The organism is Mesorhizobium sp. M0808 (assembly GCF_040320025.1).
Lineage (GTDB): Bacteria > Pseudomonadota > Alphaproteobacteria > Rhizobiales > Rhizobiaceae > Mesorhizobium.
The window spans coordinates 367060-392525 of the sequence record NZ_JAMYOX010000002.1 but is presented as its reverse complement, the minus strand read 5'-3'; the positions used below and the strand labels follow the sequence as shown (position 1 = coordinate 392525).

Below are 25466 nucleotides of genomic sequence, written 5' to 3'. Positions count from 1 at the left end.
CAGTGACTTACAACAGGCTTCCCGCGCCGGAATTAGCGCCTATCTTGGGGCCATGCGCGCCAGCGACCTGCTTCATCCCCGGCCGGAAGGGCTGTATTGCCCGCCCGGCGATTTCTTCATCGACCCGGTGCGGCCGGTCAACCGGGCGCTGATCACACATGGCCATTCCGACCATGCCCGCTCCGGCCACCGCTTGGTGATGGCGACGCAGCAGACGCTCGATATCATGGGGCTGCGCTACGGCGACAGTTTTGCCGGAACGACGCAAGTCGCCGTGCTCGGCGAGACGATTGCGCTTGGCGGTGTGGCCGTCAGCTTTCACCCGGCTGGTCATGTGCTTGGCTCGGCCCAGATCAAGGTCGCGCATCAGGGCACATGCATCGTCGCGTCCGGCGACTATAAGCGCCAGAAGGACGCGACCTGCGAGCCGTTCGAGCCGCTCAAATGCGACGTCTTCATCACCGAGGCGACGTTCGGTCTGCCGGTGTTTCGGCATCCGCCCGATACCGAAGAGATCGCCCGGCTGCTGAAATCGACCGAGCAGTTTCCCGAGCGAACGCATCTGGTCGGCGCCTATGCGCTGGGCAAGGCGCAGCGCGTCATGCGGCTGCTGCGCGATGCCGGCTACGAAAAGCCGATCTACATCCACGGCGCGCTGGCCAAGCTCAGCGAGTATTACCAGAGCCAGAATATCGATCTCGGCACATTGGAACCGGCGACCGTCGAGACCGGCCAAAAAAGCGACTTTGCCGGCGCCCTCGTCGTCGGCCCGCCATCCGCCTTCGCCGATCGCTGGGCGCGGCGTTTTCCCGATCCGATGTCGTGCTTCGCCTCAGGCTGGATGCGCATCCGCCAGCGCGCCAAGCAGGGCGGCGTCGAGCTGCCGCTGATCATTTCCGATCACTCCGACTGGGACGAACTGACGGCGACGATCAAGGAGACCGGCGCCGAAGAAATCTGGGTAACGCATGGCCGCGAGGAGGCGCTGGTGCGCTGGTGCGAGCTCGAAGGCATTGCCGCCCGGCCGCTGCATCTCGTCGGCTATGAGGACGAGGGCGATTGATGGTGTTTTTGGATCCAGCAATCGCCGGTACGGCGCTCTACGGCGCCCCCCTCTGGCCTGCCGGCCATCTCCCCCTCAACGGGGGAGATCGGCAGCTTTGGTTTTGCCGCTCATCCTGCAACGTTGGAAATTGGCGAAAGCAGTCGCGACAGCAAATCTCTCCCCTTGAGGGGGAGATGTCCGGCAGGACAGAGGGGGGCGCGACAGAACGCAAGCCTTTCCCATTGGCGCGCCGCTCATGAACCGCTTCGCCGAGCTTCTCGACCGGCTGGTGCTGACGCCGTCGCGCAACGGCAAGCTGACGCTCTTGACCGATTATTTCCGCAGCGTCGAGGATCCGGACCGCGGGCTGGCGCTGGCTGCCATCACCGGCGATCTGTCCATCGCCGCGGTCAAGCCGGCGATGCTGCGCACACTGGTGATCGAGCGCATGGATCCGGTGCTGTTCGGCTATTCCTACGACTATGTCGGCGACCTGGCCGAGACCGTGTCGCTGGTCTGGCCGCAGGCGCCGGTCGACATTGCGAACCACGAGCCGACGCTGGCCGAGGTGGTGGCGAAGCTGCAGGCGGCGAGCCGTTCCGACGGGCCGCAGGTGCTGGCCCGGCTGCTCGACAGCGCCAGCACTTCGGCGCGCTTCGCCATCATAAAGCTGGTCACCGGCGGCCTGCGCATCGGCGTCTCGGCGCGGCTGGCCAAGCAGGCGCTGGCCGATTTCGGCAAGGTCGAAATCGCCGAGATCGAGGAACTCTGGCACGGGCTGACGCCGCCCTATATCGGGCTGTTCGCCTGGCTGGAGGGTAAAGCGGAAAAACCCAGGAAGACGGCGCTGGCGCTGTTCAGGCCGGTGATGCTGTCGAATGCCGTCGGCGACGGCGACCTCGAAAAGCTCGACCCGGCCGACTACGCGGCCGAATGGAAATGGGACGGCATCCGCGTCCAGGCGGTTTGCGAAGGCGGCATTCGTCGGCTCTATTCCCGCACCGGTGACGACGTCTCCGGCGCCTTTCCGGATCTTGCCGAGGCTATGGATTTTTCAGGAGCCCTCGACGGCGAGCTTCTGGTCGGTGACCCCAGGCAGGCGACGGGCACGTTCTCGGACCTGCAGCAGCGGCTGAACCGGAAGAGCGTGTCACCCAAGATCCAGCAGCAATACCCCGCCTTCATGCGCTGCTACGATGCGCTGCAGATTGGTAACGAGGATTTGCGCGGACTTCCCTTCCGCGAACGGCGCGGCCGGCTCGAGGCCTTCGTCAGGACACTCGATCCGAGCCGCTTCGATCTGTCGCCGCTGGTCGAATTCAGCAACTGGCAGGCACTCGAGGAATTGCGCCGCAAGCCGCTGCATCCGGTTATCGAAGGCGTCATGCTGAAGCGCTGGGATTCGCCCTATGTGGCCGGGCGGCCGAAGGGCCCGTGGTTCAAATGGAAGCGCGATCCGCACACGGTCGACGCGGTGCTGATGTATGCCCAGCGCGGCCACGGCAAGCGTTCGAGCTTCTATTCCGACTACACATTCGGCGTCTGGTCCGGGCCGGAAGGATCGGAGGAGCTGGTGCCGGTGGGAAAGGCCTATTTCGGCTTCACCGACGAGGAACTGAGGCAGATCGACAAATATGTCCGCGACAACACGATCGAGCGCTTTGGCCCGGTCCGCTCGGTGCGTGCCGACCGCAGGAACGGGCTGGTGCTTGAGGTAGCCTTCGAAGGGCTCAACCGCTCGACGCGGCACAAATCCGGCGTCGCCATGCGCTTTCCGCGCATTTCGCGGCTGCGCTGGGACAAGCCGGCGGCGGAAGCCGACCGCATCGAGACGCTGCAGGCGCTGCTCGATAGTTAACGCATGTCGCGCAAAAAGTGTGCAGCGGTTTTGCGGTAACGACATGCATCAAAACAAGAACCTAAAGTGCGTCGCATGAGGCCGGTCCGAACGCCACGTGCTTTAGGGAACGACTGAAACGCGGATCTCGTAGATGTCGACCGACTTGCCCTGCTTGTCGAAGTCGGAATTGATGGCGATGGTGCCGGCAGCACCCGGACGCTTGTCGGGAAAGCGCACGTCGAACAGATATTCATTGCGCTCGCGACCGACCGCATAGCGCTTGCGGCCGCAGTCGCCGAGTTCGCCGAAATTGCAATCGACGGAAATCTGCGTCTCCTGCCCCTCCTCGGAGCGCGCGATGATGTCGAATGTGGCATGCTTGCCGGCTAGTCTTTCCAACACGCCTTGTCCGACGTCGAAGCTGATGGCCGAGCCGGATGCGCCCGAGCGGATGCGCAGGAAGGAACCGCTTTCGTCCTGGACAACGTCGGCCTTGGCGTCCGACGGTGCATTGACCTGCGTCGGGTCACCCGGCGAAAAGACGTTGATCCAGTCGCGCGCCTGGTCCTCCTCGCCCTGCTTTGGCGGCGAAGCGGTGTCGTCCGGCGTGAAATCTTCGCCATCGACCGTTGGCGGCGCTTCCGGTGGCGCTGTGTCGAGCTCGGTCGCCGATTTGAAGACGCCGGTCTGGTTGGCGAAATAAAGGCCGATGCCGGCGGCTGCGAGCAGCGTCACACCGAAGAAGATCGCGGTCAAGGGCAGGCGCCGCCGCCTCGCCCGCCGGTCGTCGCGGTCGGGCGTCACTTCCGCATCGTCGGTTTCGGTCGGAGCCGAAGCCCCCATGTCGATCACCGGCGCCTCGGCAACAGGCGCATCGGGCATGATGTCGGGAACGACCGGCAGGACGCGCGACCGCGGCGCATCGGCTTCGGGCGGCTGCGCCGGACCGTCAACGACGACATCGGGCGACGGCGCGGCTTCGGCTTCGGCCGGGGGCTCCACCTCCGGTGCTGCCTGCAAACTGTCGGTCGGCGCGGCGACGTCGGCAACCGCCGGCAGGAATTCCGATTCGATTTCGGTGATCTTCGCCTGGACCGCCTTGCGGCGCTTGATGGCGACTTCCACGGTCACGTTTGGATTGGCCTGCAGGGCACGGTCGAGTGCCGCGAAAGCCGATCGATAGACCCGCTCGCGAAACGCCCGGTCGTCGGCATTGCCTTTCTCGAAGGCATTGCGGATCGCTTTTTCGATCGCGTCCAAGCGAATTCCCTCTGCAATTTCACTCACTTTGCCATGATCGTTAGCCGCAGGCGACCAATCAATCAACAAGCGAGCGGCCGCATTCTGCCTTGCCGAGGGGCACAAAGCTCATTTCGGTGATTTTCGGTAAAGGAATCAACATTTTTCGCTGATTTTCCCGGTCACGGCGGCGGGCGGCGTGCCGATGCGGCATCACGCGGCCAATGGTAGATCCGCGCGGCGGCTGCCCTTGCGCCCGGCCGGAGGCGGCACGAATTGCCTCGTCCTGAAATCGCGACTGCCATCTTGAATTCGCGGCCGGTTGCGTCTATCACGCAGCCCATCCTGGAAGCTCGGCTTCCCGGGCCGCTTTAGCTCAGTTGGTAGAGCACATCATTCGTAATGATGGGGTCAGGTGTTCGAGTCACCTAAGCGGCACCAAAATTCTCGATGAATTAAACGGGACCATTTCACAGATCAACTTGATGGAACGTCGCCGTCGCCCAGCGACGCCACCGTCTTCAGCGCGCCGTCGAGCATGTCGCCCTTTTCGTCCTTCAGCGCGGCTTCGCGCAGGCGCCGGGTCCAGTCTGCGGCGTCCGGGCGGCCCTTGACCAGGTCGAGCGCCGACAGCACCCGGTCGAATTTCGACTGCGCGCGGGCGTGGGTGTCGCTGTAGCCCTTGATCAGCCGGCGGCAGTTGAGGATCTCCGTGCCAAGCGCGTAGTCCTCGCCGACTTGGCCCAGCGCCAGCGCATACCAGCGCTCGAGATGCGCGGTCTCGATCTTGTGGCGCAGCAGCCGGCGGCGCCAGCGGCGCAGGCCGCCGATGAACCACAATGCGGCAAAGCCGGCAAAACTGTCGGTGCGGATATGGCGGCCGCGGTTGATGCGGCGGTCGAGGAAGGCGGCGAGCTTCGGCCGCGCCTCGATGTAGCTGCCGAGCCCGGCCGGCAGCGTGCCGCAGAATTCCTCGATGCGCGGATGGAAATATTCGGTCACCTGCAGGACCGAGCCGTCCTTGACGCCAACCTCACGGCGTACGCGTCGGTCGCGGCTAGAACGCGTCTTCAGGTCGGCGACGCGGATCATGTCGTCGTAGCACATCGCGTTGGCCAGATGCTTGGCGGCGGCGATCGACAGCGCGTAGGCGTGTTCGGCATCGTCCAGAGCGACGGCCCGGTCGAGCCTATCGAGATACTCGCCGCCATAAGCAACGTCCTGATAGTCGACCACTTTTTTCAGGCCGCGAAGCGCCATTTCGCGCACGGGTACAGGCAGCGTGGCGACGCGCGCCGCCAATTGTTGCCAGCCCTTCAACAGGCTTTCCGGGCCGCTGACTTCTGTCGCGGCGCCCGAGCCGGTTTCAGCGGCCGCCGGCCCTGCAGTCTTGTCGCCCGAAGGCGCACTCGCGATGCCGCGCGCCCGATCGTAGGCGGCGCCGAAGGCGGCGAGGCTGGCCTTCACACCGCGGCCGCCGGCACTGACCGCCTGCTCATAGCTTTCGCGACTGAACGGCAAGGCGTCGGAGCCGGCCAGCGCGCCGAGCAGGCTGGCCGAGATCATCGAGCCATTGTCGGCGGCGATCTTCTCCATGTCGAAGGCAATGAAGCGCTTGGCCGCGGCTTCCGCCGTGGCATGCACCTTGGCGGACGAGGCGCGACCGTCGCCGGGCTCGATCTTCTCCGAGACCGCGGCGATGCGGTGCGACGAGGCGATCAGCGTCGTGCGCTCGGGCGTGACGAAGCCGCGGATGATGGCGCGGCCGGCCTCCATCAGTTCGGCGGCAATCAGGATGTCGACGTCGCCCTGCGACGGCGACAGCGCGAAGACCGGCAGGCGGCCGGTGTCGGGGCACATTTCGACATAATAGATGGTGGCGCCGGTGCGCTGGGCGACGCCGGCGACCGAGGTCGATTGCGCGACGTAGCCGTTGCGCTCGGCGACGTCGGTGATCCAGTCGGCCAGCACGCCACCGCCCTGGCCACCGACCGCCAGCACGGCAAGCTTGATGACGCGCTCGTCTTCGGGGGCGCCGGCTTTCGAGCGCGATGAGGGCACGGCGTCAAGCATCGGCGAATATCAGGCGCCGGCTTTCACGGCGCCGCTGCAAGAGACCGATCATGGCGCGGCGAGCGGCTTCAAGGAAACGGTCCCAGCGGCTCGGATTGTGCACGACATCGGCGCGGTAGAAGGATGGGCAGAGCACCGCCGCATCGGCGACCTCGCCGCAATTGCCGCAACCGACGCAGCTTTGGTCGATATGCGCCACCGGATCGTCGCGCAGGGGGTCGTCCAGCGACTTCACCGACAGCGACGGGCAGCCGGAAAGCCGCATGCAGGCATGGTCGCCGGTGCAGATATCTTCGTCGACGCCGAATTTCGGCTTGACTATGCGCGCCCCGCCCTTGATCGCCTTGTCGACCAGCGGCTTTTCGCGGCGCTGCCGGTTGAGCATGCATTCGGACGAGGCGACAATGACTTTCGGGCCCTTTTCGTCCGTCGTCAGCGCCTCGCGCAGCGTGTCTTGCATCTTGGTTACGTCGTAGGTGCGGTCGATGTGGCGCAGCCATTTGACGCCCATGCCCTTCACCGCCTCGGTGATCGGGTGCTTGGTCGACTTGGTCTTGTTGCCGGCGCGGGACGACAGGATGTCCTGGCCGCCGGTGGCGGCCGAATAGAAATTGTCGACGATGACGATGACGCCGTCGTTCTTGTTGAACACCGCGTTGCCGATCGACGAGGTCAGACCGTTGTGCCAGAAGCCGCCGTCGCCGACGAAGGAGATCGAGCGGCGCTTGGCATCGGGCGAATTGAACGCCGAAGCCGAGGCCGGCCCCAGCCCGTAGCCCATGGTAGTGGCACCTAGCTCGAAAGGCGGCATGATCGAGAACAGATGGCAGCCAATGTCGGAGGCGATGTGGTGCTTGCCCAGCTCCTGCTCGACCAGCTTGGTGGCGGCGAAGATCGGCCGCTCCGGGCAGCCGACGCAGAAGCCGGGCGGCCGGCCCGGGACGACGTTGATCAGGTCGGCGGTGTCGAGCCCGTCGCCGATCTTGTTCGGCGCGCGGACCTCGCTTGGCAGCAGATGCGGGATGGTGGCGCGCAGGAACGATCCGATGCCGTCGAGCATCACCTGGCCGGTATATTCGCCGGCCATAGGCAGATGTTCCTTGCCGACGAGCCTGGTGCCGCGGCCGGCCTTGTGCAGCATCGCGGCAAAGGCCTGTTCGATGTAGTTGGGCTGGCCTTCCTCGACGACGAGGACGGCGTCCTTGCCTTCGCAGAAAGACAGGAACTCGTCGTCGACTAAGGGATAGACGGCGTTGAGCACATAGAGCGGCACGTCGGTGTCGCCATAAGTGTCGGCGAGGCCAAGCCGCTGCAGCGCCCGGATGACCGAATTGTACATGCCGCCCTGCATGACGATGCCGACCGAGCCGTGCTCCGGGCCGAAAAACTCGTTGATCTTGTTGGTGCGGATGAAATCCACCGCCGCCGGCCAGCGTTTCTGCACCTTTTCCTTCTCGTGCAGGAAGGACGCGGGCGGCAGCACGATGCGGCCGGTGTCGCGGCGCGGCGCCTCGAGCGCATCGGCCACAGTCATTGCCGGGCGCTTGTTGTCCTTGGCGATGAAATGGCCGTGGACATGGCAGCAGCGAATACGGACCTGCAGCATGACCGGCGTGTTGGAAACCTCGGACAGCTCGAAGCCGTCCTGCACCGCCTTGACGATCGACGGCAGGTTCGGTCGCGGGTCGAGCAGCCAGACCTGGCTCTTCATGGCAAAGGCGTGGCTGCGCTCCTGCATGATCGAGGAGCCTTCGCCGTAATCCTCGCCGACGATGATCAATGCACCGCCGGTGACGCCGCCGGAAGCGAGATTGGCGAGCGCGTCGGAGGCGACATTGGTGCCGACCGTCGACTTGAAGGTCGCCGCGCCGCGGATAGGATAATGCACCGATGCGGCAAGCATGGCGGTGGCCGTGGCTTCCGAGGCGCTCGCCTCGAAATGCACGCCGAGCTCGCCCAGGATATCCTGCGCGTCGGCCAGCACGTCCATCAAATGGCTGATCGGCGCGCCCTGATAGCCGCCGACATAGCCGACGCCGCATTGCAGCAGCGCCTTGGTGATGGCGAGAATGCCTTCGCCGGAAAACTCCTCGCCGGCGCCGAGCCTGAGCTTTTCGACTTCCTTGGCAAAAGACCGTTCGGCCATTTTGGGCTCCTTCCGTTACCGCCCCGATGGCGGCGCGTAAGATCAGATGTCGTGCTTGCGAATGTTCTTCAGCATCTTCTGCAATGTCGCGATCAGCGCCGCGTATTCGGCATCGTCGACATCGTCGAACATTGCCTCGAAAGCGTCGTGCATGGCCGGCCAGGCGCGCGCGAACTCGGCGCGGCCATCGTCGGTCAGGAATACATGGCGGATACGGCTGTCGGTGACCCCCTGCTCGCGCCGCACAAACCCTTGCCCCTCCAGCGTGTCGAGCGTCCGGCTCAAGGTCGACTGCTCGATGACGGTATAGACCGAGAGATCGTTGACGGTGACGCCATCGGTGACCGACAACACCGCCAGCGTGCGCACCTGCGGAATGGTCAGGCCCTGCTTGCGGAAATTGTCGCGCAAGGTGGCGTTGTAGCGGCCCATGATGCGGTTCATCAGATAGGGCGCGAATTGCTGCAGGCCGATCTGGCCCAAAGTCGAGATGCGCTGGCGCTTTTCAACCTTCTGTTCCATCACAGCCTCCCCGCCAGGAGAAAGCCGGAGCCGCCGCCCAAGCCAGCACCCGGATGGGTCGAGGCACCGATGTGGTAGAGACCCCTGACCTCGGTGGCGTGATTGCGGCTCGTCTTGAACGGCCGCCACAGAAACGACTGGTCGATAGCCGAGGAACCGCCATAGGGGTCGCCGCCGACCAGATTGATGTTCATAGCTTCCAGGTCGGTCGGCGAACAGGCGCGGCGTGCGATGACGCTGTCCTTGAACCCATCGATATGGCTGGCGAGGATCGCTTCGGCACGGTCGGCATAGGCTTCGCGCAGCGCCTCGGTCCAGCGACCGTCTGCCGGTGTTTGCAGTTTGCCGGCGGCATCGCCCTTGATATGCCGTGGCGCCTCGGGCAGTTGCAGCCACAGGACCGCCTTGCCGGCCGGGCAGCGCGATGGGTCGAGCGCGTGCGGCTGGCCGACGCACATGGTCGGCACCTCCGGCAGCATGCCGCGCACGGCTTCGTTGCAGGCCTTCGAGACGCCGTCGAGCCCCGGCGTCAGATGCAGCAGCGCGACCTTGTCCAGGCCCTCGCCGCGCCATGCCGGCGGCTTGTCCAAGGCATAGTGGATCTGGAAATTGCCCTTGCCGTAGCGGTATTTTTGCGCTGCCTCGACGTCGGCTTTCGGCGCCGCGTCGCCGAGCAGCCGCTGGTAGAGCTGGGTCGGCGTGACCGAGCAGATGACGCTCTTGTTCACGTTGATCGTTTCGCCCGAAGCCAGCCGCACGCCGGCGGCGCGGCCTCCGCTTTGGACAATAGCCGCGACGTCGGCGCCGGTGCGGATTTCGCCGCCGCGTTCCCTGATCAAGGCTTCGAAGGCGGCCAGCAGATTCCTGGCACCGCCCTTGACGATCGGCGCGCCGGCCGCCTCAAGCGCGAAGGCGATGACCTTGGCGATCTGGCCGGAGAACGCGTCCTCAGGCCCGAGGCCGGCATGCAGCACCCAGGGTGCCCACAGCGCGCGCATGGTTTCCGACTGGTAGGTGCTTTCCAGCCAACCGCGCGCTGGCACCAGCGCGCTGCCGAGAAAGGCGGCAAGGCCACGCGGGCCGCACCGCCAGGCTTCACCCGCCAGCAGCCTGGCCGTCGGGTAGGACCACAGGCTGCCACCGAGCAGTCCGAACAGCAGACCGGCGTTGCGCTCGATCTCGCCGACATCGTTTGCGTGCCGGTCGCCGTCGCCCGCGGCAAGCGCATTGATCGCCGCTACATTGGCGATACGATCGGTGCGCAGGACGGCATGGCTGCCGTCCGGGCGCAGCACACCGGTCGGCGTGGAGGTGTTGCAAAACTCCAGGCCGTGCCGCGCCAGATCCTTGCCCAGCGCCGCATACGCCGGCGAGGTGATGAACAGGACAAAGGTCGTCGCCATCACGTCGTGGATGAAGCCGGGCGCGGTGATTTCTTCGGTTCGCATGCAGCCGCCGATGCGGTCGTTGCGCTCGAGCACCAGCACCTTCGCCCCCTTGCCGCCAAGCATCGCCGAGCAGACCAGCGCGTTGATGCCGCTGCCGACGACGATGTGATCGGGAGCGCTCATCGATGCGTGCTCCTAGCCGGCAGGAGTTCAATTGCAGAGATTGGCGCTCTACGGCGCCGTAGAGCCGCAGCTTTGCAAGGCTGCCGCTCCCACTCCGTCACCACAGTCCCATTTCCGCACATGATCTTCTCCCGAAGACCGCAGCTACCCTATTGCCTTGGCACCAACGCCAACGCGCGGATCGGACTGCCGGTGCCGTGCTCGATCTTGAGCGGTGCAGCGATCAGTATCGCGCCTTTCGGCGGCAGCCGGTCGAGGTTGCAGAGGCTGGCGAGGCCGTAGCGGTTGGCCTTGTGCATCAGGCTGTGCGCCGGAAACGGCGGCTCCATTCCCCCTGCTTTTCCAGCATCCGTGCCGATCGTCTCGCTGCCCCAGCCCTTGATGTCCTTGCTAATCAGATACTGGATGGCTTCGGCGGTCGGGCCAGGCGTGTGCGGTCCGGTCTCATTGGCGTTGAGGAACTCGGCTTCCGAGCCGTTGCGCTTATACCAGTCGGTGCGCATCACCACCCACTCGCCGGGATTGATAGCGCCATGTTCGGCTTCCCATGCCTTGATGTGATCGACGGTGAGCAGGAAATCGTGATCGGCTGCCGCTTGCTTCGAACAGTCGATGACGTTGACCGGGCCGACGAAGTTCTGCGCCGGAATGGTGTCGGTGGCGCCGTCCGGATAATCCTTGCCGGTGATCCAGTGGTTGGGTGCGTCGAAATGGGTGCCCGAATGCTCGCCGAGCTTGAGCCAGTTCCACGCCCACCACGGGCCATTCTTGTCATAGGCGGAGATGGCGTGGATCTCGATCTTCGGCGTGTCGACCGCCAGTTCCGGCGGCAGCTTGATCAGTGGCGTGTTGGGCCCGAGCGGCGCCGTCAGGTCGACCACCTGGATGGCGCCTGAAAGCAGCTGGCCGGCGACTTCGCCTAGAAGTTGTTGTGTGTCCATGGTCTCTGTTCCCTCTTTCTCGATGGTGCTGAAGGCTCTCGCGGCCCTTAATATCCTACTAGACGAAAACATATGCATCTGCAATTATCTTTAAGCATAAAGCAAATGGGACGGGGCGTGAGCGAGTTCGACGCCATATTTGTCGGGGCAGGCCACAACAGTCTGGCATGCGCCGCGCATCTGGCGCTCAAAGGCTGGAAAACGGCAGTTTTCGAGCGTAATGCAACGATCGGCGGCGCCGTCCAGACGCGCGAATTGACGCTTCCGGGCTTCCGGCACGATTTCGGCGCGATGAATCTCAGCCTGTTCGCCGGCTCGGCCTTTCACAAGAAATATGCAAATGAATTGAAAACCCACGGGCTGGAATTCGTGCCGGTGGCCGACTGTTTTGCCAGCGCCTTCCCCGACGGTCGCTGGTTCGGCGTCAGCAGCGACCTGGAAAAGACCGCCTCGCGCATGGCCGCTTTTTCCGACGCGGACGCACAGACATGGCGCCGTCTGGTTGCGGCATTCCCGGCGGAGGCCGAGCATCTGTTCCGGCTGCTGGGCTCGCCGATGAGCGGCCGTGCGCTCGCCGGCACCGCCTGGAACCTCTGGCGCAAGAAGGGTTTTGCGGGCGCGCTCGATACTGGTCGGTTGCTGCTTTCGTCACCCCGCGCCTGGCTCGAGGAGACTTTCCAGTCACCGCATGTCAGGGCGACGCTCGCCACCTGGGGCATGCATCTCGACTTCGCCCCCGATATCGCCGGCGGCGCGGTGTTCCCTTACCTCGAATCCATGGCCAACCAGCGCTTCGGCATGGTGCTCGGCAGAGGCGGCGCCGACACCATTATCCGCGCTCTGTCGGGCATGCTCACGGCCGCCGACGGCAAGATCGTCACCGGGGCTGATGTCGCCGAGATCACGGTTTCGGCCGGCAAAGCGACCGGCGTGCGGCTCGCTTCCGGCGAGACCCACACAGCCACCAAGGCCGTCATCGCCGGTGTCGCGCCCAAGGCGCTGACCGGGAAACTGTTGCCTAACGGATCGGGCGACACCGGCTTCGACACGGCCGTGAAAAAATTCCGCCACGCGCCGGGGACGTTGATGATCCATCTGGCGCTCGACGATCTGCCGGACTGGCGCGCCGGCGCCGAGCTTCGGCAGTTCGCCTATGTGCACCTTTCGCCGTCGCTCGACGCCATGTCGCTGACCTACCAGCAGGTGATGGCAGGCATGCTGCCGGATGAACCGGTGCTGGTCGTCGGCCAGCCGACGGCCGTCGATCCCTCGCGCGCGCCGGACGGCAAGCACGTACTTTGGGTGCAGGTGCGCATGCTGCCAGCCGAGATTGCAGGCGATGCAGCGGGCACGATCGCGGCGGCTCACTGGGACGAGGCTAGGGAGCACTACGCCGAGCGCGTCCTCGACATTATCGAGCGCTATGCGCCCGGCCTTCGTCGGAAGATCCTCGGCCGCGCCGTGTTCTCGCCCATCGACCTCGAACGCGAGAACCCGAACCTTGTCGGCGGCGACCAGATCTGCGGCAGCCATCATCTGGCGCAGAATTTCCTGTTCCGGCCGGCGCGCGGTTACGCCGGCTGGAACACGCCGGTCGGCAATCTGCACCTGACCGGGGCGGCAACATGGCCCGGCGCCGGCACCGGGGCGGCGTCGGGCTACATGCTCGCGCAACAACTTGGCGGGAGGTAGGCTCCATTTTTCATCTAGGGTGAAGGAGGACAAGGCGCGGTTGCCCAAGGAGCCTGAACCCACCGATTGACAACGACACCGCGCATAAAAGCAACAGGGGAACGACCATGACAATCAACAGACGAGAATTGCTCGGATATGGCGCGGCCGCACTTGGCGCCACGGCGCTCGGCCTGCCGCAAATCGCCAAGGCTGCCGGCGAACTGACCATCGCCTACAATGTCAATTTGCCGTCCTGGGACCCGACCACCGGGCCTTCGGCGGTCAACCCGACCATCCAGGGTCTCTACCAGTCGGTGTTCGACCAGTTCATCCCGCAGAAGCCGGATCTTTCTTTCGCGCCCGGCCTGCTCACCGAATGGGGCTGGAACGAGGATCGCAGCAAGATCATGATGACGGTGCGCGAGGGCGTCACCTGGCATGACGGCTCGCCATTCACGGCCGAAGACGTGGTCTGGTCGCTGCAGCGGGCGGGCGATGAAAAGACCGGCAACCCGATCCAGTTCGTCTGGAAGAACGTCAACAACTTCAAGATCGACGGCAACAAGATCACCGGCGACGTCGTGCAATTCGACCCGGTGTATTTCAAGTGGATGTCGTTCCTGACCGGCTACATCATGCCGAAGGCCTATTACGAAAAGGTCGGCGCCGAGGGTTTTGAGAAAGCCCCGATCGGCACCGGGCCCTATATGGTCGACAAATTCGAGCGCAACGCCTTCCTGCGGCTCAAGGCCAACCCGAACTACTGGGGCGGCAAGCCGGCCTTCGAAAACGTAACCATCAAGTTCGTCACCGATGCGGCGAGCCGCGTCGCCGAGATCGAGTCCGGTTCCTCGCAGGTGACGCTGGAAATCCCCTATGAGGAATATGACCGCCTGATCGCCAAGGATGGACTTGCCGGCTCATGCAAGAACGTCTCCGACATCGGCATGATCTTCTTCAACGACATCGACGTGATGCTGGACAAGAACGTGCGCCAGGCGGCGGTGATGGCGGTCGACAAAAAGCTTTTGGTCGACCGGCTGCTGCGCGGTTACGGCCAGCCCATCGATACGCTGGAGACGCCGGAATACGAGGCCTACGATGCGTCGATCAAGGTGGAGCACAATCCGGACAAGGCCAAGGAACTGCTGGCCGCCTCCGGCTATTCGCCGGAAAAGCCGGTCAAGTTCACGATACAGACGACCAAGGGCTTCAAGCCCAAGGACTACGAGATGATCCAGGCGATCGTCGGCATGTGGCGCAAGGTCGGCATCGAGGCAACGATCGAGGTCTACGAGATCGCCAAGCACTACGAGCTGCGCGCCGCCGACAAGCTGGCGCCGGCGGCCTTCTACAATTGGGGCAATGCCATCGGCGATCCCACCACGTCGACCGGCTTTGCCATGTATGGCCCAAGCCCGCATTCGGTATGGGACAGCCAGGACCTGATCGACATGATCAATCCACTATGGGGCGAGAAGGACGAGGCCAAGCGCATTGCCGGCTGGAAGGCCGTCGACAAATACATCGCCGAACAGGCCTATGTGCTGCCGCTGATCCAGTATGCGCAGCCGATTGTGCATGCCAAGGGCGTCAATGTCGTGCAGCATGTGTCGGGCGCACTTCTGCCGGCGCTGATGAGCCCGGCCTGAGACAGTCTTCGGTTTGTCGCGCGCCGTCCGGAATGACGGCGCGCATTTTCCGCCACGGGCGACCATGCTGCTGCAAAGATTCCTGATCCGTCTTCTGACGATGGCGATCACGCTGTTCGGTGTGGCCGTCGTCGTCTTTATCGTCATCCGTGTCGCGCCGGGCGACCCGATCGCGATGATGCTGCCGCCCGGCGCGACCGATGCCGACATCGCGCGGCTGCGCGCGCTTTACGGGCTCGACAAGACCATCGTCCAGCAGTTCTTCATCTGGCTGGCCGGTGTCGTCAGGGGCGATTTCGGCACGTCGATCTCACTGCGGCAGGACGTGCTTGGGCTGGTCTTCAATCGCCTCCCGGCGACGCTGGAACTCGCCATCGTCGCGCTTGTGATGGCGCTGGCGATCGGTGGCACGACGGCGATCCTCGGCGCGCGCGAACGCGGCACCGCGGTCGAAGCCGGCATCGACATTGCCAGCGGTGCGGCGCTCTCGATTCCCGATTTCCTGTGGGGCCTGGTGCTGATCCTTCTGTTCGGCGTGCTGGTGCCCATCTTCGATATTTCTGGCCGGGTGTCGCCGCAGCTCGACCTGCCCTTCGCCACGCAATTCTATCTGTTCGAAAGCTTCGTACGGCTGCGCTTCGACCTGACCAGGGACCTGCTGGCACACATGCTGATGCCGGCGATTGCGCTGGCGCTGCCGCTGGCCGCGATCATCTCGCAGCTGCTGAAACAGTCGCTGAAGGAAGTGCTCGACCTCGACTACGTCGTGCTGGCGCGGGTAAAGGGCTTTTCGGAAACGCAGGTCATCCTGCGCGAGGCGCTGAAGAACGCGGCCCTGCCGACGCTGACGCTGGTCGGCGTGCAGTTCACCTTCCTGATCGGCGGCACGGTCATTGTCGAACGACTGTTTTCCTATGAAGGTCTTGGCAACATGGCGATCGATGCCGTCATCAACCGCGACCTGCCGCTGATCCAGGGCATCGTGCTGGTCTTCGCGCTGCTGTTCGTGCTGATCAACCTTGCCGTCGACATGATGTACGCCCTGCTCAATCCGAGGCTGCGCCATGGATGAGGCCCGCATTTCGAGACATGGCTCGCGGGCACGCCTGTGGCTGGCCGGCGGCTGGCTGCTGATTGCGCTGCTGGCCGCGATTTTTGCGCCGTTGGTCGCGCCGCAGGACCCACTGGCGCAGGATTTGATGCTGGAGCGGCTGCCGCCGTTCTGGCTGAGCGGTGCTGAGCCCGGCTACTGGCTCGGCACCGACAGCCTCGGCCGCGATCTTCTGTCACGGCTGATCTTCGGTGCCCGCATCGCCTTCATCGTCGCCTTCGCGGCAGCCCTTGCCGCCTGCCTGGTCGGCTCGACGCTGGGGCTGATCGCTGGCTATTTCGGCGGCTGGGCCGACCGCATCATCTCGCGTATCGTCGATGTCTGGATGGCGTTTCCGCCGGTGCTGTTTGCCATCCTTCTGGTCGCAGTGCTCGGCACCGGCTTGAGCTCGGTTATCATTGCCATTGCCGTCATCGACTGGACGCGCTTCTGCCGGGTGATCCGCGCCGAGACGATGGGCCAGTCGCGCATGGACTATGTCGAGAACGCCCGCATCGCCGGCTACGGCCGCATCGGCATCATGCTGCGCGAGGTGCTGCCCAATGTGGTGCCGTCGATCGTGGCGCTGCTGTCGCTGGAGATGGGCATTGCCGTCATCGTCGAGGCGATCCTGTCCTTCGTCAATCTGTCGATCTCGACCGACGACCCGACCTGGGGCGGCATCATCGCCGAGGGCCGCCTGTCGATCCATCAGGCCTGGTGGGTGCTGGTGTTCCCGCTGGTCACGCTGATCCTGACGGTGCTGTCATTCAGCCAGTTTGGCGAGGGCCTCAGGGCACGTTTCGATCCGGTGCTGCGATGAACGCGCTGGCGAAACCCTGCCTCGACATACGCAGCCTTAGCGCGGTGCTGCCTAATGGCTTGCGCGTGCTGCGCTCGGTGTCGCTCGCCGTCGAGCCCGGCGAGGTGCGCGCGCTGGTCGGCGAGAGCGGCGCCGGCAAGACGATGATCGGCAAGGCGGTGCTCGGCGTGCTGCCTTCGAGCGTGCGTATCGTCGAAGGCGATATGTTGCTCGAGGGCGAGGACCTCGGCAAGCTTCAGCCAAAGGCAAGGCGCACGCTAATCGGCGCGCGCACGGCGCTGATCCCGCAAGACCCGCTGACCGCGCTCAACCCGTCACGCCGCATCGGCCCGCAGATGACCGACCGGCTGGTGCGCATCCTCGGCTGGAGCGGCGAGAAGGCCGATGCACGCATCCGCCAATTGCTGGACGAGGTGCAGATCCGCGACCCCGAGCGTGTCCTCAAATGCTATCCGCACGAGCTGTCCGGCGGCATGCGCCAGCGCGTGCTGATCGCCGCGGCGTTTGCGGCCGAACCAAGGCTGATCGTCGCCGACGAGCCGACCACGGCGCTCGACGTGACCGTGCAGAAGCAGATCCTGCGGCTGATCGCGCAGCTGCAGCGCGAGCACGGCACGGCGATCCTGTTCGTTACCCATGATCTCGGCGTCGTCGCCAAGATCAGCCAGAAGGTCTCGGTGCTCTATGCCGGCAAGGTGGTGGAGGAGGCCGAGACGGCTGCTCTCTTCGCTGCCCCGCAGCACCCCTACACGCGAGCGCTGATGGCCGCGACGCCGCGCTACACCGATCCCTTCACTTCGCTGAAACCCGTGGACGAGGCGGTGCTGGCCGGGCTAGCCGCGGAGATCGCCGCCGCCGATCAGGCCTGGAGGCGCCCGCATGGCTGAGCCGCTGTTTTCCGTGCGTGGGCTGAAGGTCGCGCTGCCCGACATGACGCGCAAGCCGCTGATCGGCCGCGCGCCCTTGGCCGAGATCCTGAAAGGGCTGGATTTCGACCTGCCAAAGGGATCGGTGACCGGCATCGTCGGCGAATCCGGCTCCGGCAAATCGACGCTTGGCCGCGCGTTGGTGCGGCTTCTGGAGCCCAGCGCCGGCAACGTCATCTTCGACGGCCGCGACATCACACATCTGCCTGAGGCCGAGCTCCGGCCGCTGCGCCGTAATCTGCAGATGATCTTCCAGGATCCGATGTCGTCGCTCAACCCGCGCCGCACCATCGCCAGCATCATCGCCGCACCACTCAAGCAGAATGGCCTCGGCAACAATCTGAAAGCCCGAGTTGCTGAAGCGCTTCAGCGCGTCGGCCTGCCGCAAGGCTTCGCCAGCCGCTATCGCCACGAACTGTCGGGCGGCCAGCCCCCGCGCGTCCGCCTTGCCCGCGCGGTGGCGCTGTCGCCGAAATTCGTGCTGGCCGACGAAATCGTCTCAGGCCTCGACGTGTCGACGCAGGCGCAGATCCTGACGCTGCTGGAAAAACTCGCCGCCGAAATGGGCCTGACCGTTGCCTTCATCAGCCATGATCTTTCTGTCATTCGGCGGCTCTGCCGGCACGTGATCGTCATGCGCGAAGGGGCGATCGTCGAAGCCAGCGCGACCGATACTTTGTTCGAGCAGCCGCAGCAGGGCTACACGCGCGACCTCCTCGCCGCCATTCCGCTGCCCGAGATCGATGATGCCTGGCTACTTCCCGCCGCAAAGGCGCCGGCATGAAACACAATCCTATTCGCACGCTAAAGAGCGGGCCTCAGGCGTGCACCCGGCAAAATGTCCCGCGATGGAGGATGACTGACATGAAGAATGCAATCCGCTACGCAGTGCTCACCGCCACCGTGCTGGGAGGCATCGGCACGGCTTACGCCAGTTCCATTCCCGGCATGCGTGGCCACGACCACACCGGCGTCACCGTCCCCGACATGGAGCAGGCGGTCGATTTCTTCACCGAGGTGGTTGGCTGCAAGAAGGCGATGTCGTTCGGCCCGTTCGCCGACGACAAGGGCACATTCATGCAGGATCTGCTGGGCGTCGATCCCAAGGCGGTGATTGAGGAGATCACCCTGGTCCGCTGCGGACACGGGTCGAACATCGAGCTGTTCAAATACACCGCGCCGGACCAGAAGGACCTGACGCCTCGCAACAGCGACATAGGCGGCTTCCATATCGCTTTCTATGTCGACGACATCGCCACCGCAAAAGCCTATCTTGACGGCAAGGGCGTCAAGACGCGGATGGGACCGCTGCCGGTTACCGAAGGCCCGGCCGCCGGCCAGACCATCCTCTACTTCCAGGCGCCCTGGGGCTTGCAGTTGGAAGCGATCAGCTATCCCAATGGCATGGCCTATGAAAAAGATGCGGAGACGGTGCTGTGGAGCCCGAAGAACCCGGAAAAATAGCCCGGGGCGTCCCTGGCCTGCGCAAGCCGACTGCCGGCAAGCTGGGTTTCTGGGGCGGATTGTTTCAATCCTGAAACTTCAAGCTTGAATTAATCCGTCTCAGGCGTAAACTCGACAAACAGAAGCGAAGAGGAGATCGCACGATGAAAGTTGCGGTTCTCGGCGGCGGACCAGCCGGGCTCTACTTTGCAATCTCGCTGAAGCTCAGGGATGCCGCGCATGAGGTCACGGTGTTCGAGCGCAACCGTGCCGATGATACGTTTGGCTGGGGCGTCGTGCTGTCGGCCGAAACGCTGGAGAATCTGACCAAAAACGACCCGGTCAGCGCCGTCTGGATCCGCAAGCATTTCGCCTATTGGGACGATATCGCCGTCATCCATGACGGCGTGCGCACGGTCTCGACCGGTCACGGCTTTTGCGGCATTGGCCGCAAGCGGCTGCTCACGTTGCTGCAGCGGCGCGCGCGCGAACTCGGCGTCAAGCTGGTCTTCGAAACCGACATCGCCGATCCCAAGCCATATATGGAGACGCACGACCTGGTTGTCGCCGCCGACGGGTTGAACTCGAAAGCGCGGAGCGCCTTCGTCGACGTGTTCAAGCCCGATATCGACATTCGTAGATGCAAGTTCGTCTGGCTCGGCACCCACCAGAAATTCGACGACGCCTTCACCTTCATCTTCGAAAAGACCGAGCATGGCTGGGTGTGGGCGCATGCCTACCAGTTCGACAGCGATACCGCGACCTTCATCGTCGAATGCAGCGAGCAGACCTGGCAGCGCTTCGGCTTCGGCGCGATGTCGCAGCAGGAATCGATTGCCGTCTGCGAGCGCATCTTTGCCCGTCATCTCGGCGGCCACGCGCTGATGACCAACGCCAATCATATCCGCGGCTCGGCGTGGATCAATTTCCCGCGCGTCTTGTGCGAACGCTGGTCCTACAAGAACCTGGCGCTGATGGGCGACGCGGCGGCGAGCGCGCATTTCTCGATCGGTTCCGGCACCAAGCTGGCGCTGGAAAGCGCGGTGGCGCTGGCCGACTATCTCGAGTCCGAGCCAGACCTCGAGGCCGCCTTTAGCAAATATGAGGACGCCCGCCGCACCGAAGTGCTGAAGCTGCAGTCGGCGGCGCGCAATTCGCTCGAATGGTTCGAGGAGGTCGAGCGCTATCTTGGCCTCGATCCGGTGCAGTTCAACTATTCGCTGCTGACGCGTTCGCAACGCATCAGTCACGAGAATTTGCGGCTGCGCGATGCCGAATGGCTGGCCGGCGCCGAGGAGTGGTTCCAGCGCCAGGCCGGCGCCGGGGGCAACAATCTGCGTCGCGCGCCGATGTTCGCGCCGTTCCGGCTGCGCGGCATGGCGCTGCAGAACCGCGTCGTCGTCTCGCCGATGGCGCAGTACAAAGCGGTCGACGGCTGTCCGACCGATTGGCATTTCGCCCATTACGCCGAACGGGCCAAGGGCGGCGCCGGTCTCCTCTACATCGAGATGACCTGCGTCAGCGCGGAGGGCCGCATCACGCCTGGCTGCCCCGGTTTCTATGCGCCCGAGCATGAGGTCGCCTGGAAGCGGCTGGTCGAGTTCGTCCATGCCGAAACCGAGGCCAAGATCTGCGCCCAGATCGGCCATTCCGGTGCCAAGGGGTCGACCAGGCTCGGCTGGCAGGGAACCGACGTGCCGCTGCCCTTAGGCAATTGGCCCGTCATGGCAGCGTCTTCCGTGCCGTGGTCGCGGGAAAACCAGGTGCCTAAGGCGATGGACCGCGCCGACATGGATATGGTGCGCGACCAGTTTGTCGCTTCGGCCGAGATGGCGGCGCGCTGCGGCTTCGACATGCTCGAAATCCACGCCGCGCACGGCTATCTCCTGTCCTCCTTCATCACGCCCTTGACCAACCGGCGCACCGACTCCTATGGCGGCTCGCTGGAAAACCGCATGCGCTACCCCTTGGAAATCTTTCATGCGGTGCGCGCCGCGTGGCCGGCCGAGAAGCCGATCTCGATGCGCATCTCCGCCAATGACTGGCTGGGCATCGAAGGCGTGACGCCGGCCGATGCCGTAGAGATCGCGCGGCTGCTGCATGAGGCCGGCGTAGACATCTGCGACGTATCGGCCGGCCAGACTTCGGCCGTGGCAAGACCGGTCTATGGCCGCATGTTCCAGACGCCGTTTTCCGATCGCATCCGCAACGAGGTCGGCATGGCGACGATGGCGGTCGGCAATATCTATGAGCCGGACCACGTCAACTCGATCCTGATGGCGGGCCGCGCCGATCTCGTCGCACTGGCTAGGCCGCATCTTGCCGATCCGTATTGGACGCTGCACGCGGCCGTCATGCTTGGCGATCGCGGCGTCAAATGGCCGGATCCCTATCTGCCCGGCCGCGACCAGCTCTACCGGCTGGCCGAACGCGAAGCGGCAGCGGGGTTGAAAGTATGAGTGCCGCGGCGACGATTTCGGGGCGTCATGCGCTGGTCACCGGCGGCGGCTCCGGCGTCGGCCGCGCGATCGCGCTGGCGCTGGCCGGCGCGGGCGTTGACGTGACCATCTGCGGCCGGCGCGTGGAGCCGCTTGCCGAGGTCGCCGCGGAGAACAAGTCCATCTTCGCCATTGCCGCCGACGTCACCGACGAGACGTCGATGGCGTCGCTCTACGAGGCCGCGGAAGCGGCACGCGGAGCGTTCGACATCGTCGTTGCCAATGCCGGCATGTCCGGCAGTGCCCCGGCGCAGCGGACCTCGCTGGCAGACTGGCAGCGCACGCTCGACGTCAACTTGACCGGTACGTTCCTGACGGTGAAGCCGGCGTTGGCCGGCATGGCAGTGCGCAAGACTGGCCGTATCATCTTCGTCGCTTCCACCGCCGGACTGAAAGGCTATCCCTATGTCGCAGCTTACGTTGCCGCCAAGCATGGCGTCGTCGGCCTGATGCGGGCACTCGCCGTCGAGACCGCCAAGTCCGGCATAACAGTGAATGCCGTGTGCCCAGGGTTTGTCGAAACCGAGATGCTGGAGAGCACCGTCCAGCGCATCGTCCAAACGACCGGCCGCTCGTCCGAGCAGGCACGGACAAGCCTAGCCGCGACCAACCCGCAAGGCCGCTTCATCCAGCCGGAAGAAATTGCGGCCGCGGTACTTTATCTGTGTGGCGACGCCGCCCGGTCGATTACCGGGCAGACGATTTCGATCTCCGGAGGTGAGACATGGTAGCCGGTCCCCTGCCCGCCCCTTCCGGACCCGGCAAGGACCGCCTGCGGCTGTGGATACGCCTGCTGCGCGCCTCGCGCACCATCGAGGCCGAGCTGCGCGAACGACTGCGGCAAGAGTTCAACACAACGCTGCCACGCTTCGACGTGATGGCCGCGCTCTACCGCGCGCCGGAGGGCATGCTGATGAGCGATCTTTCGCGCTTCCTGCTGGTGTCCAACGGCAATGTCACCGGCATCATCGACCGGCTGGTCTCGGAAGGGTTGGTGATGCGGGCCCGACGCAATGGCGACCGCCGCACCTCGATGGTGCGGCTGACAGAAGAGGGATCGAAGATTTTCGCCGTGATCGCCGCCGCGCATGAGAAATGGGTCGGCGAGTTGCTGGGCAATGTGAGCGAGGATGAGGCGCGCCGGCTGACCGGCATGCTGACCTCCTTCCGCAGCAATTGGGAGGGACGGGAATGACGAAGCTGGCCGGCCGCAAGCCGAAGCATTTCCTCTGGCAGGTCGAAGGCAAGATCGCAAAGATCCGGCTCGATCGACCGGAGCGCAAGAACCCGCTGACCTTCGACAGCTATGCCGAATTGCGCGACATATTTCGCGACCTTGTCTACGCCGATGATGTCGATGCTGTGGTGGTCCTGCCCAATGGCGGCAATTTCTGCTCGGGCGGCGATGTCCACGAAATCATCGGCCCACTGGTCAAGATGGACATGAAGGCGCTGCTCGCCTTCACCCGCATGACGGGCGATTTCGTCAAGGCGATGCTGAATTGCGGCAAGCCGATTATTGCGGCGGTCGATGGCGTGGCGGTCGGCGCCGGCGCGATTATCGCCATGGCCTCCGATATCCGCATCGCCACGCCCCAGGCCAAGACAGCATTCCTGTTCACCCGCGTCGGCCTTGCCGGCTGCGACATGGGGGCCTGCGCGATCCTGCCGCGCATCATTGGCCAGGGCCGGGCCGCCGAGCTGCTCTATACCGGCCGCACGATGAGTGCCGAGGAAGGCGAGCGCTGGGGCTTCTACAACCGGCTGGTCGATACCGCAACGCTTGAGGCCGACGCGCTCGACATGGCCGCGCGCATCGTTTCCGGCCCGACCTTCGCCCATGGCATGACCAAGACGCAGCTGAACCAGGAATGGTCGATGGGTCTCGACCAGGCGATCGAAGCGGAAGCGCAGGCGCAGGCGATCTGCATGCAGACCCGCGATTTCGAGCGGGCGTACACGGCTTTCGTGGCCAAGGAGAAGCCGGTGTTCGAGGGAAATTGAGATGATCGCTTCCACGCTGGCGGGACAGCACCCCCCTCTGGCCTGCCGGCCATCTCCCCCTCAAGGGGGGAGATTGGATATCAGGCCCGCTTTCGCCAATCTCCAACATCGCAGGGAGAGCCGTGGCAGCGAAGCCGCCAATCTCCCCCCTAGAGGGGGAGATGTCCAGCAGGACAGAGGGGGGCGCCGTGGAGCGCCAGGGCCGGAGAATTGTGGAGGCAGCAATGCCTGACCGTTCCTTCCTCTCCTGGCCGTTCTTCGAGGATCGCCACCGCGATCTGGCGGAGCGGCTGGAGGCATGGTGCGCCAAGAACCTGCCGGTTGCGCATGACGATGTCGACGCCGCCTGTCGCGAGCTGGTGGCCAAGCTCGGTAAGGACGGCTGGCTAAAGCCGACGGCGCTCGATACCGACAACCCTGCAGCACTCGACGTGCGCACGCTCTGCCTCACGCGCGAGACGCTGGCCCGGCATGACGGGCTGGCCGATTTCGCCTTCGCCATGCAAGGGCTCGGCACCGGCGCACTCAGCCTGTTCGGCTCGCCCGACCAGCAGCATTGGCTGGCTAAGACACGGGCCGGTAAGGCGATTTCGGCTTTCGCGCTGTCGGAGCCGCGCTCGGGCTCGGACGTCGCCAATATGGAAATGACGGCCACGCGTGACCGCGACAGCTATCTCTTGTCCGGCGAAAAGACCTGGATCTCCAACGGCGGTATCGCTGACTTTTATGCTGTCTTTGCCCGCACCGGCGAAGCGCCCGGCGCCAAGGGGCTATCCGCCTTTGTCGTGCCTTCCGAAACCGAGGGGCTGATCGTTGCCGAGCGGCTGGAGGTGATCGCGCCGCACCCGCTCGCCCGGCTGTCCTTCGACAATGCACGCATTCCAGCCTCGGCGCTGATCGGCAAACCCGGTGACGGTTTTCGCATCGCCATGTCCGTGCTCGACGTGTTCCGTTCGACCGTCGGCGCAGCGGCGCTCGGCTTTGCCCGGCGCGCGCTGGACGAAAGCATCACAAGAGTGGCCGAGCGCAGGCTGTTCGGTGCGCCGATGGCCGAGCTGCAGATGGTGCAGGGCCACATCGCCGACATGGCGCTGGATGTCGATGCCGCCGCGTTGCTGGTCTATCGTGCCGCCTGGACCAAGGACATGGGCGCGGCTCGGGTTACCCGCGAAGCCGCCATGGCCAAGCTGTTCGCTACCGACAAAGCGCAGGAGGTGATCGACAAGGCTGTGCAGCTGCATGGCGGCGACGGCGTCCGCAAGGGCCATATCGTCGAAAGCCTGTATCGCGAGATCCGGGCGCTGCGCATCTACGAGGGAGCGTCCGACGTGCAGAAGGTGGTGATTGCACGGCAAGTGATGGGAGCGGCCTGAGACAGGAGTTTGCGTGAAAATTATTGTCTTCGAGTTTTGAGCGACCGGATTTGAGCATTGGGAGGTTTTGACATGCACACCATCCTGCAGCCGGAAGGCTGGGCGAAACCCGTCGGCTACGCCAATGGCGTCGCCGCGCGTGGGCAGCTTGTCTTCGTCGGCGGGCAGGTCGGCTGGAACGGACAGGGCCGCTTCGAGACCGATGATCTTGTCGGCCAGGTGCGGCAGACGCTGGCCAATATTGTTGCTGTGCTCGCCGAGGCCGACGCCAAGCCGGAACATATCACCTCGATGACCTGGTACTTTACCGACAAGGCGGAATATTTGGCCAATCTCAAGGGGATCGGAGAGGTCTATCGCGAGGTGATCGGCCGGCATTTCCCGGCGATGGCCGCCATGCAGGTGATGGCGCTGGTCGAGGATCGCGCCAAGGTTGAGATCCAGGCCACGGCGGTTATTCCGGAGTGACGGCAACACGTGGCAATTTTTTAAGCTTAAAACTTTCGCCTTGAAAAGCGCGGTACTTTGGATAGCATCCAATGTCTTGCGACTGCCGTGCCGGGAGGGCTTTCCGGCAGTCCCGTCACTTGGCGCATCAAAACCGTG

The 25466-nt window shown here is 64.5% G+C and carries 21 protein-coding genes and 1 tRNA gene; 16 read left to right on the top strand and 6 right to left on the bottom strand.

Annotation, left to right across the window (positions count from 1 at the left end; genetic code table 11):
- The first annotated feature begins 52 nt into the window (after positions 1–52).
- The gene (locus tag NKI25_RS04870) at positions 53–1063 is read left to right on the top strand and encodes a ligase-associated DNA damage response exonuclease (protein ID WP_352826857.1); all 1011 of its coding nucleotides are present in this window, start codon (positions 53–55) and stop codon (positions 1061–1063) included.
- 238 nt (positions 1064–1301) lie between these two features.
- Positions 1302–2903, top strand: a complete 1602-nt coding sequence (locus tag NKI25_RS04865) for a cisplatin damage response ATP-dependent DNA ligase (RefSeq protein ID WP_352591291.1) — start codon at positions 1302–1304, stop codon at positions 2901–2903.
- A 102-nt stretch (positions 2904–3005) separates the two neighbouring features.
- Here the strand turns inward: NKI25_RS04865 and NKI25_RS04860 are convergent, their stop codons facing one another.
- The gene (locus tag NKI25_RS04860; RefSeq protein WP_352826856.1) at positions 3006–4145 is read right to left on the bottom strand and encodes a hypothetical protein; all 1140 of its coding nucleotides are present in this window, start codon (positions 4143–4145) and stop codon (positions 3006–3008) included.
- Between the two features lie 344 nt (positions 4146–4489).
- On the opposite strand from NKI25_RS04860, the gene NKI25_RS04855 reads away from it, so the two are divergent.
- Positions 4490–4565, top strand: a tRNA-Thr gene (locus tag NKI25_RS04855).
- Between the two features lie 36 nt (positions 4566–4601).
- On the opposite strand, the gene NKI25_RS04850 is transcribed toward NKI25_RS04855, so the two are convergent.
- The 5 genes from NKI25_RS04850 to NKI25_RS04830 all read right to left on the bottom strand — a co-directional run bounded on the left by NKI25_RS04850 (position 4602) and on the right by NKI25_RS04830 (position 11377).
- Positions 4602–6197 (bottom strand): indolepyruvate oxidoreductase subunit beta family protein, encoded by a 1596-nt coding sequence (locus NKI25_RS04850; RefSeq protein WP_352845130.1) that lies wholly within the window; start codon positions 6195–6197, stop codon positions 4602–4604.
- Entirely contained in the window at positions 6190–8343 is a 2154-nt protein-coding gene (locus tag NKI25_RS04845; RefSeq protein WP_352570280.1) for a thiamine pyrophosphate-dependent enzyme, read from the bottom strand. The genes NKI25_RS04850 and NKI25_RS04845 overlap by 8 nt, the downstream gene beginning before the upstream one ends.
- Positions 8344–8385: 42 nt before the next feature.
- Positions 8386–8865 carry a MarR family winged helix-turn-helix transcriptional regulator gene (locus NKI25_RS04840; RefSeq protein ID WP_352455076.1) on the bottom strand — a complete coding sequence of 160 codons (480 nt, stop codon included), beginning with the start codon at positions 8863–8865 and terminating at the stop codon, positions 8386–8388.
- Positions 8865–10436: a phytoene desaturase family protein gene (locus tag NKI25_RS04835; protein ID WP_352570279.1), complete on the bottom strand. Its 1572-nt coding sequence runs from the start codon at positions 10434–10436 to the stop codon at positions 8865–8867. Before NKI25_RS04835 ends, NKI25_RS04840 begins: the two co-directional genes overlap by 1 nt.
- Positions 10437–10585: 149 nt before the next feature.
- Complete coding sequence (locus NKI25_RS04830; protein WP_023676844.1) at positions 10586–11377, bottom strand: cyclase family protein; 792 nt, start codon at positions 11375–11377, stop codon at positions 10586–10588.
- 117 nt (positions 11378–11494) lie between these two features.
- Here NKI25_RS04830 and NKI25_RS04825 point away from each other — a divergent pair, with 117 nt between their 5' ends.
- The 13 genes from NKI25_RS04825 to NKI25_RS04765 all read left to right on the top strand — a co-directional run bounded on the left by NKI25_RS04825 (position 11495) and on the right by NKI25_RS04765 (position 25328).
- A complete protein-coding gene (locus NKI25_RS04825; RefSeq protein ID WP_023676843.1) occupies positions 11495–13069 on the top strand; it encodes a phytoene desaturase family protein in 1575 nt (524 codons plus the stop codon).
- 107 nt (positions 13070–13176) lie between these two features.
- Positions 13177–14703: an ABC transporter substrate-binding protein gene (locus NKI25_RS04820; RefSeq protein ID WP_023676842.1), complete on the top strand. Its 1527-nt coding sequence runs from the start codon at positions 13177–13179 to the stop codon at positions 14701–14703.
- A 64-nt stretch (positions 14704–14767) separates the two neighbouring features.
- Complete coding sequence (locus NKI25_RS04815) at positions 14768–15775, top strand: ABC transporter permease (RefSeq protein ID WP_352756008.1); 1008 nt, start codon at positions 14768–14770, stop codon at positions 15773–15775.
- Positions 15768–16616, top strand: a complete 849-nt coding sequence (locus tag NKI25_RS04810) for an ABC transporter permease (protein ID WP_352756007.1) — start codon at positions 15768–15770, stop codon at positions 16614–16616. The genes NKI25_RS04815 and NKI25_RS04810 overlap by 8 nt, the downstream gene beginning before the upstream one ends.
- Positions 16613–17503, top strand: a complete 891-nt coding sequence (locus tag NKI25_RS04805; RefSeq protein ID WP_352756006.1) for an ABC transporter ATP-binding protein — start codon at positions 16613–16615, stop codon at positions 17501–17503. The genes NKI25_RS04810 and NKI25_RS04805 overlap by 4 nt, the downstream gene beginning before the upstream one ends.
- Complete coding sequence (locus tag NKI25_RS04800) at positions 17496–18326, top strand: ATP-binding cassette domain-containing protein (protein ID WP_352998217.1); 831 nt, start codon at positions 17496–17498, stop codon at positions 18324–18326. Before NKI25_RS04805 ends, NKI25_RS04800 begins: the two co-directional genes overlap by 8 nt.
- An 80-nt stretch (positions 18327–18406) precedes the next feature.
- Entirely contained in the window at positions 18407–19006 is a 600-nt protein-coding gene (locus NKI25_RS04795; RefSeq protein WP_352826849.1) for a VOC family protein, read from the top strand.
- A gap of 143 nt (positions 19007–19149) precedes the next feature.
- Positions 19150–21444 (top strand): bifunctional salicylyl-CoA 5-hydroxylase/oxidoreductase, encoded by a 2295-nt coding sequence (locus NKI25_RS04790; protein WP_352570269.1) that lies wholly within the window; start codon positions 19150–19152, stop codon positions 21442–21444.
- Entirely contained in the window at positions 21441–22214 is a 774-nt protein-coding gene (locus NKI25_RS04785; protein WP_023676835.1) for an SDR family NAD(P)-dependent oxidoreductase, read from the top strand. The genes NKI25_RS04790 and NKI25_RS04785 overlap by 4 nt, the downstream gene beginning before the upstream one ends.
- Entirely contained in the window at positions 22208–22678 is a 471-nt protein-coding gene (locus NKI25_RS04780; RefSeq protein WP_023676834.1) for a MarR family winged helix-turn-helix transcriptional regulator, read from the top strand. Before NKI25_RS04785 ends, NKI25_RS04780 begins: the two co-directional genes overlap by 7 nt.
- Positions 22675–23487: an enoyl-CoA hydratase family protein gene (locus tag NKI25_RS04775; protein ID WP_023676833.1), complete on the top strand. Its 813-nt coding sequence runs from the start codon at positions 22675–22677 to the stop codon at positions 23485–23487. Before NKI25_RS04780 ends, NKI25_RS04775 begins: the two co-directional genes overlap by 4 nt.
- A gap of 224 nt (positions 23488–23711) precedes the next feature.
- The gene (locus NKI25_RS04770; RefSeq protein ID WP_352570266.1) at positions 23712–24860 is read left to right on the top strand and encodes an acyl-CoA dehydrogenase family protein; all 1149 of its coding nucleotides are present in this window, start codon (positions 23712–23714) and stop codon (positions 24858–24860) included.
- Positions 24861–24932: 72 nt separating this feature from the next.
- Positions 24933–25328, top strand: coding sequence for a RidA family protein (locus tag NKI25_RS04765; RefSeq protein ID WP_023676831.1), 396 nt, complete (start codon positions 24933–24935; stop codon positions 25326–25328).
- The last annotated feature ends 138 nt before the right edge of the window (positions 25329–25466 follow it).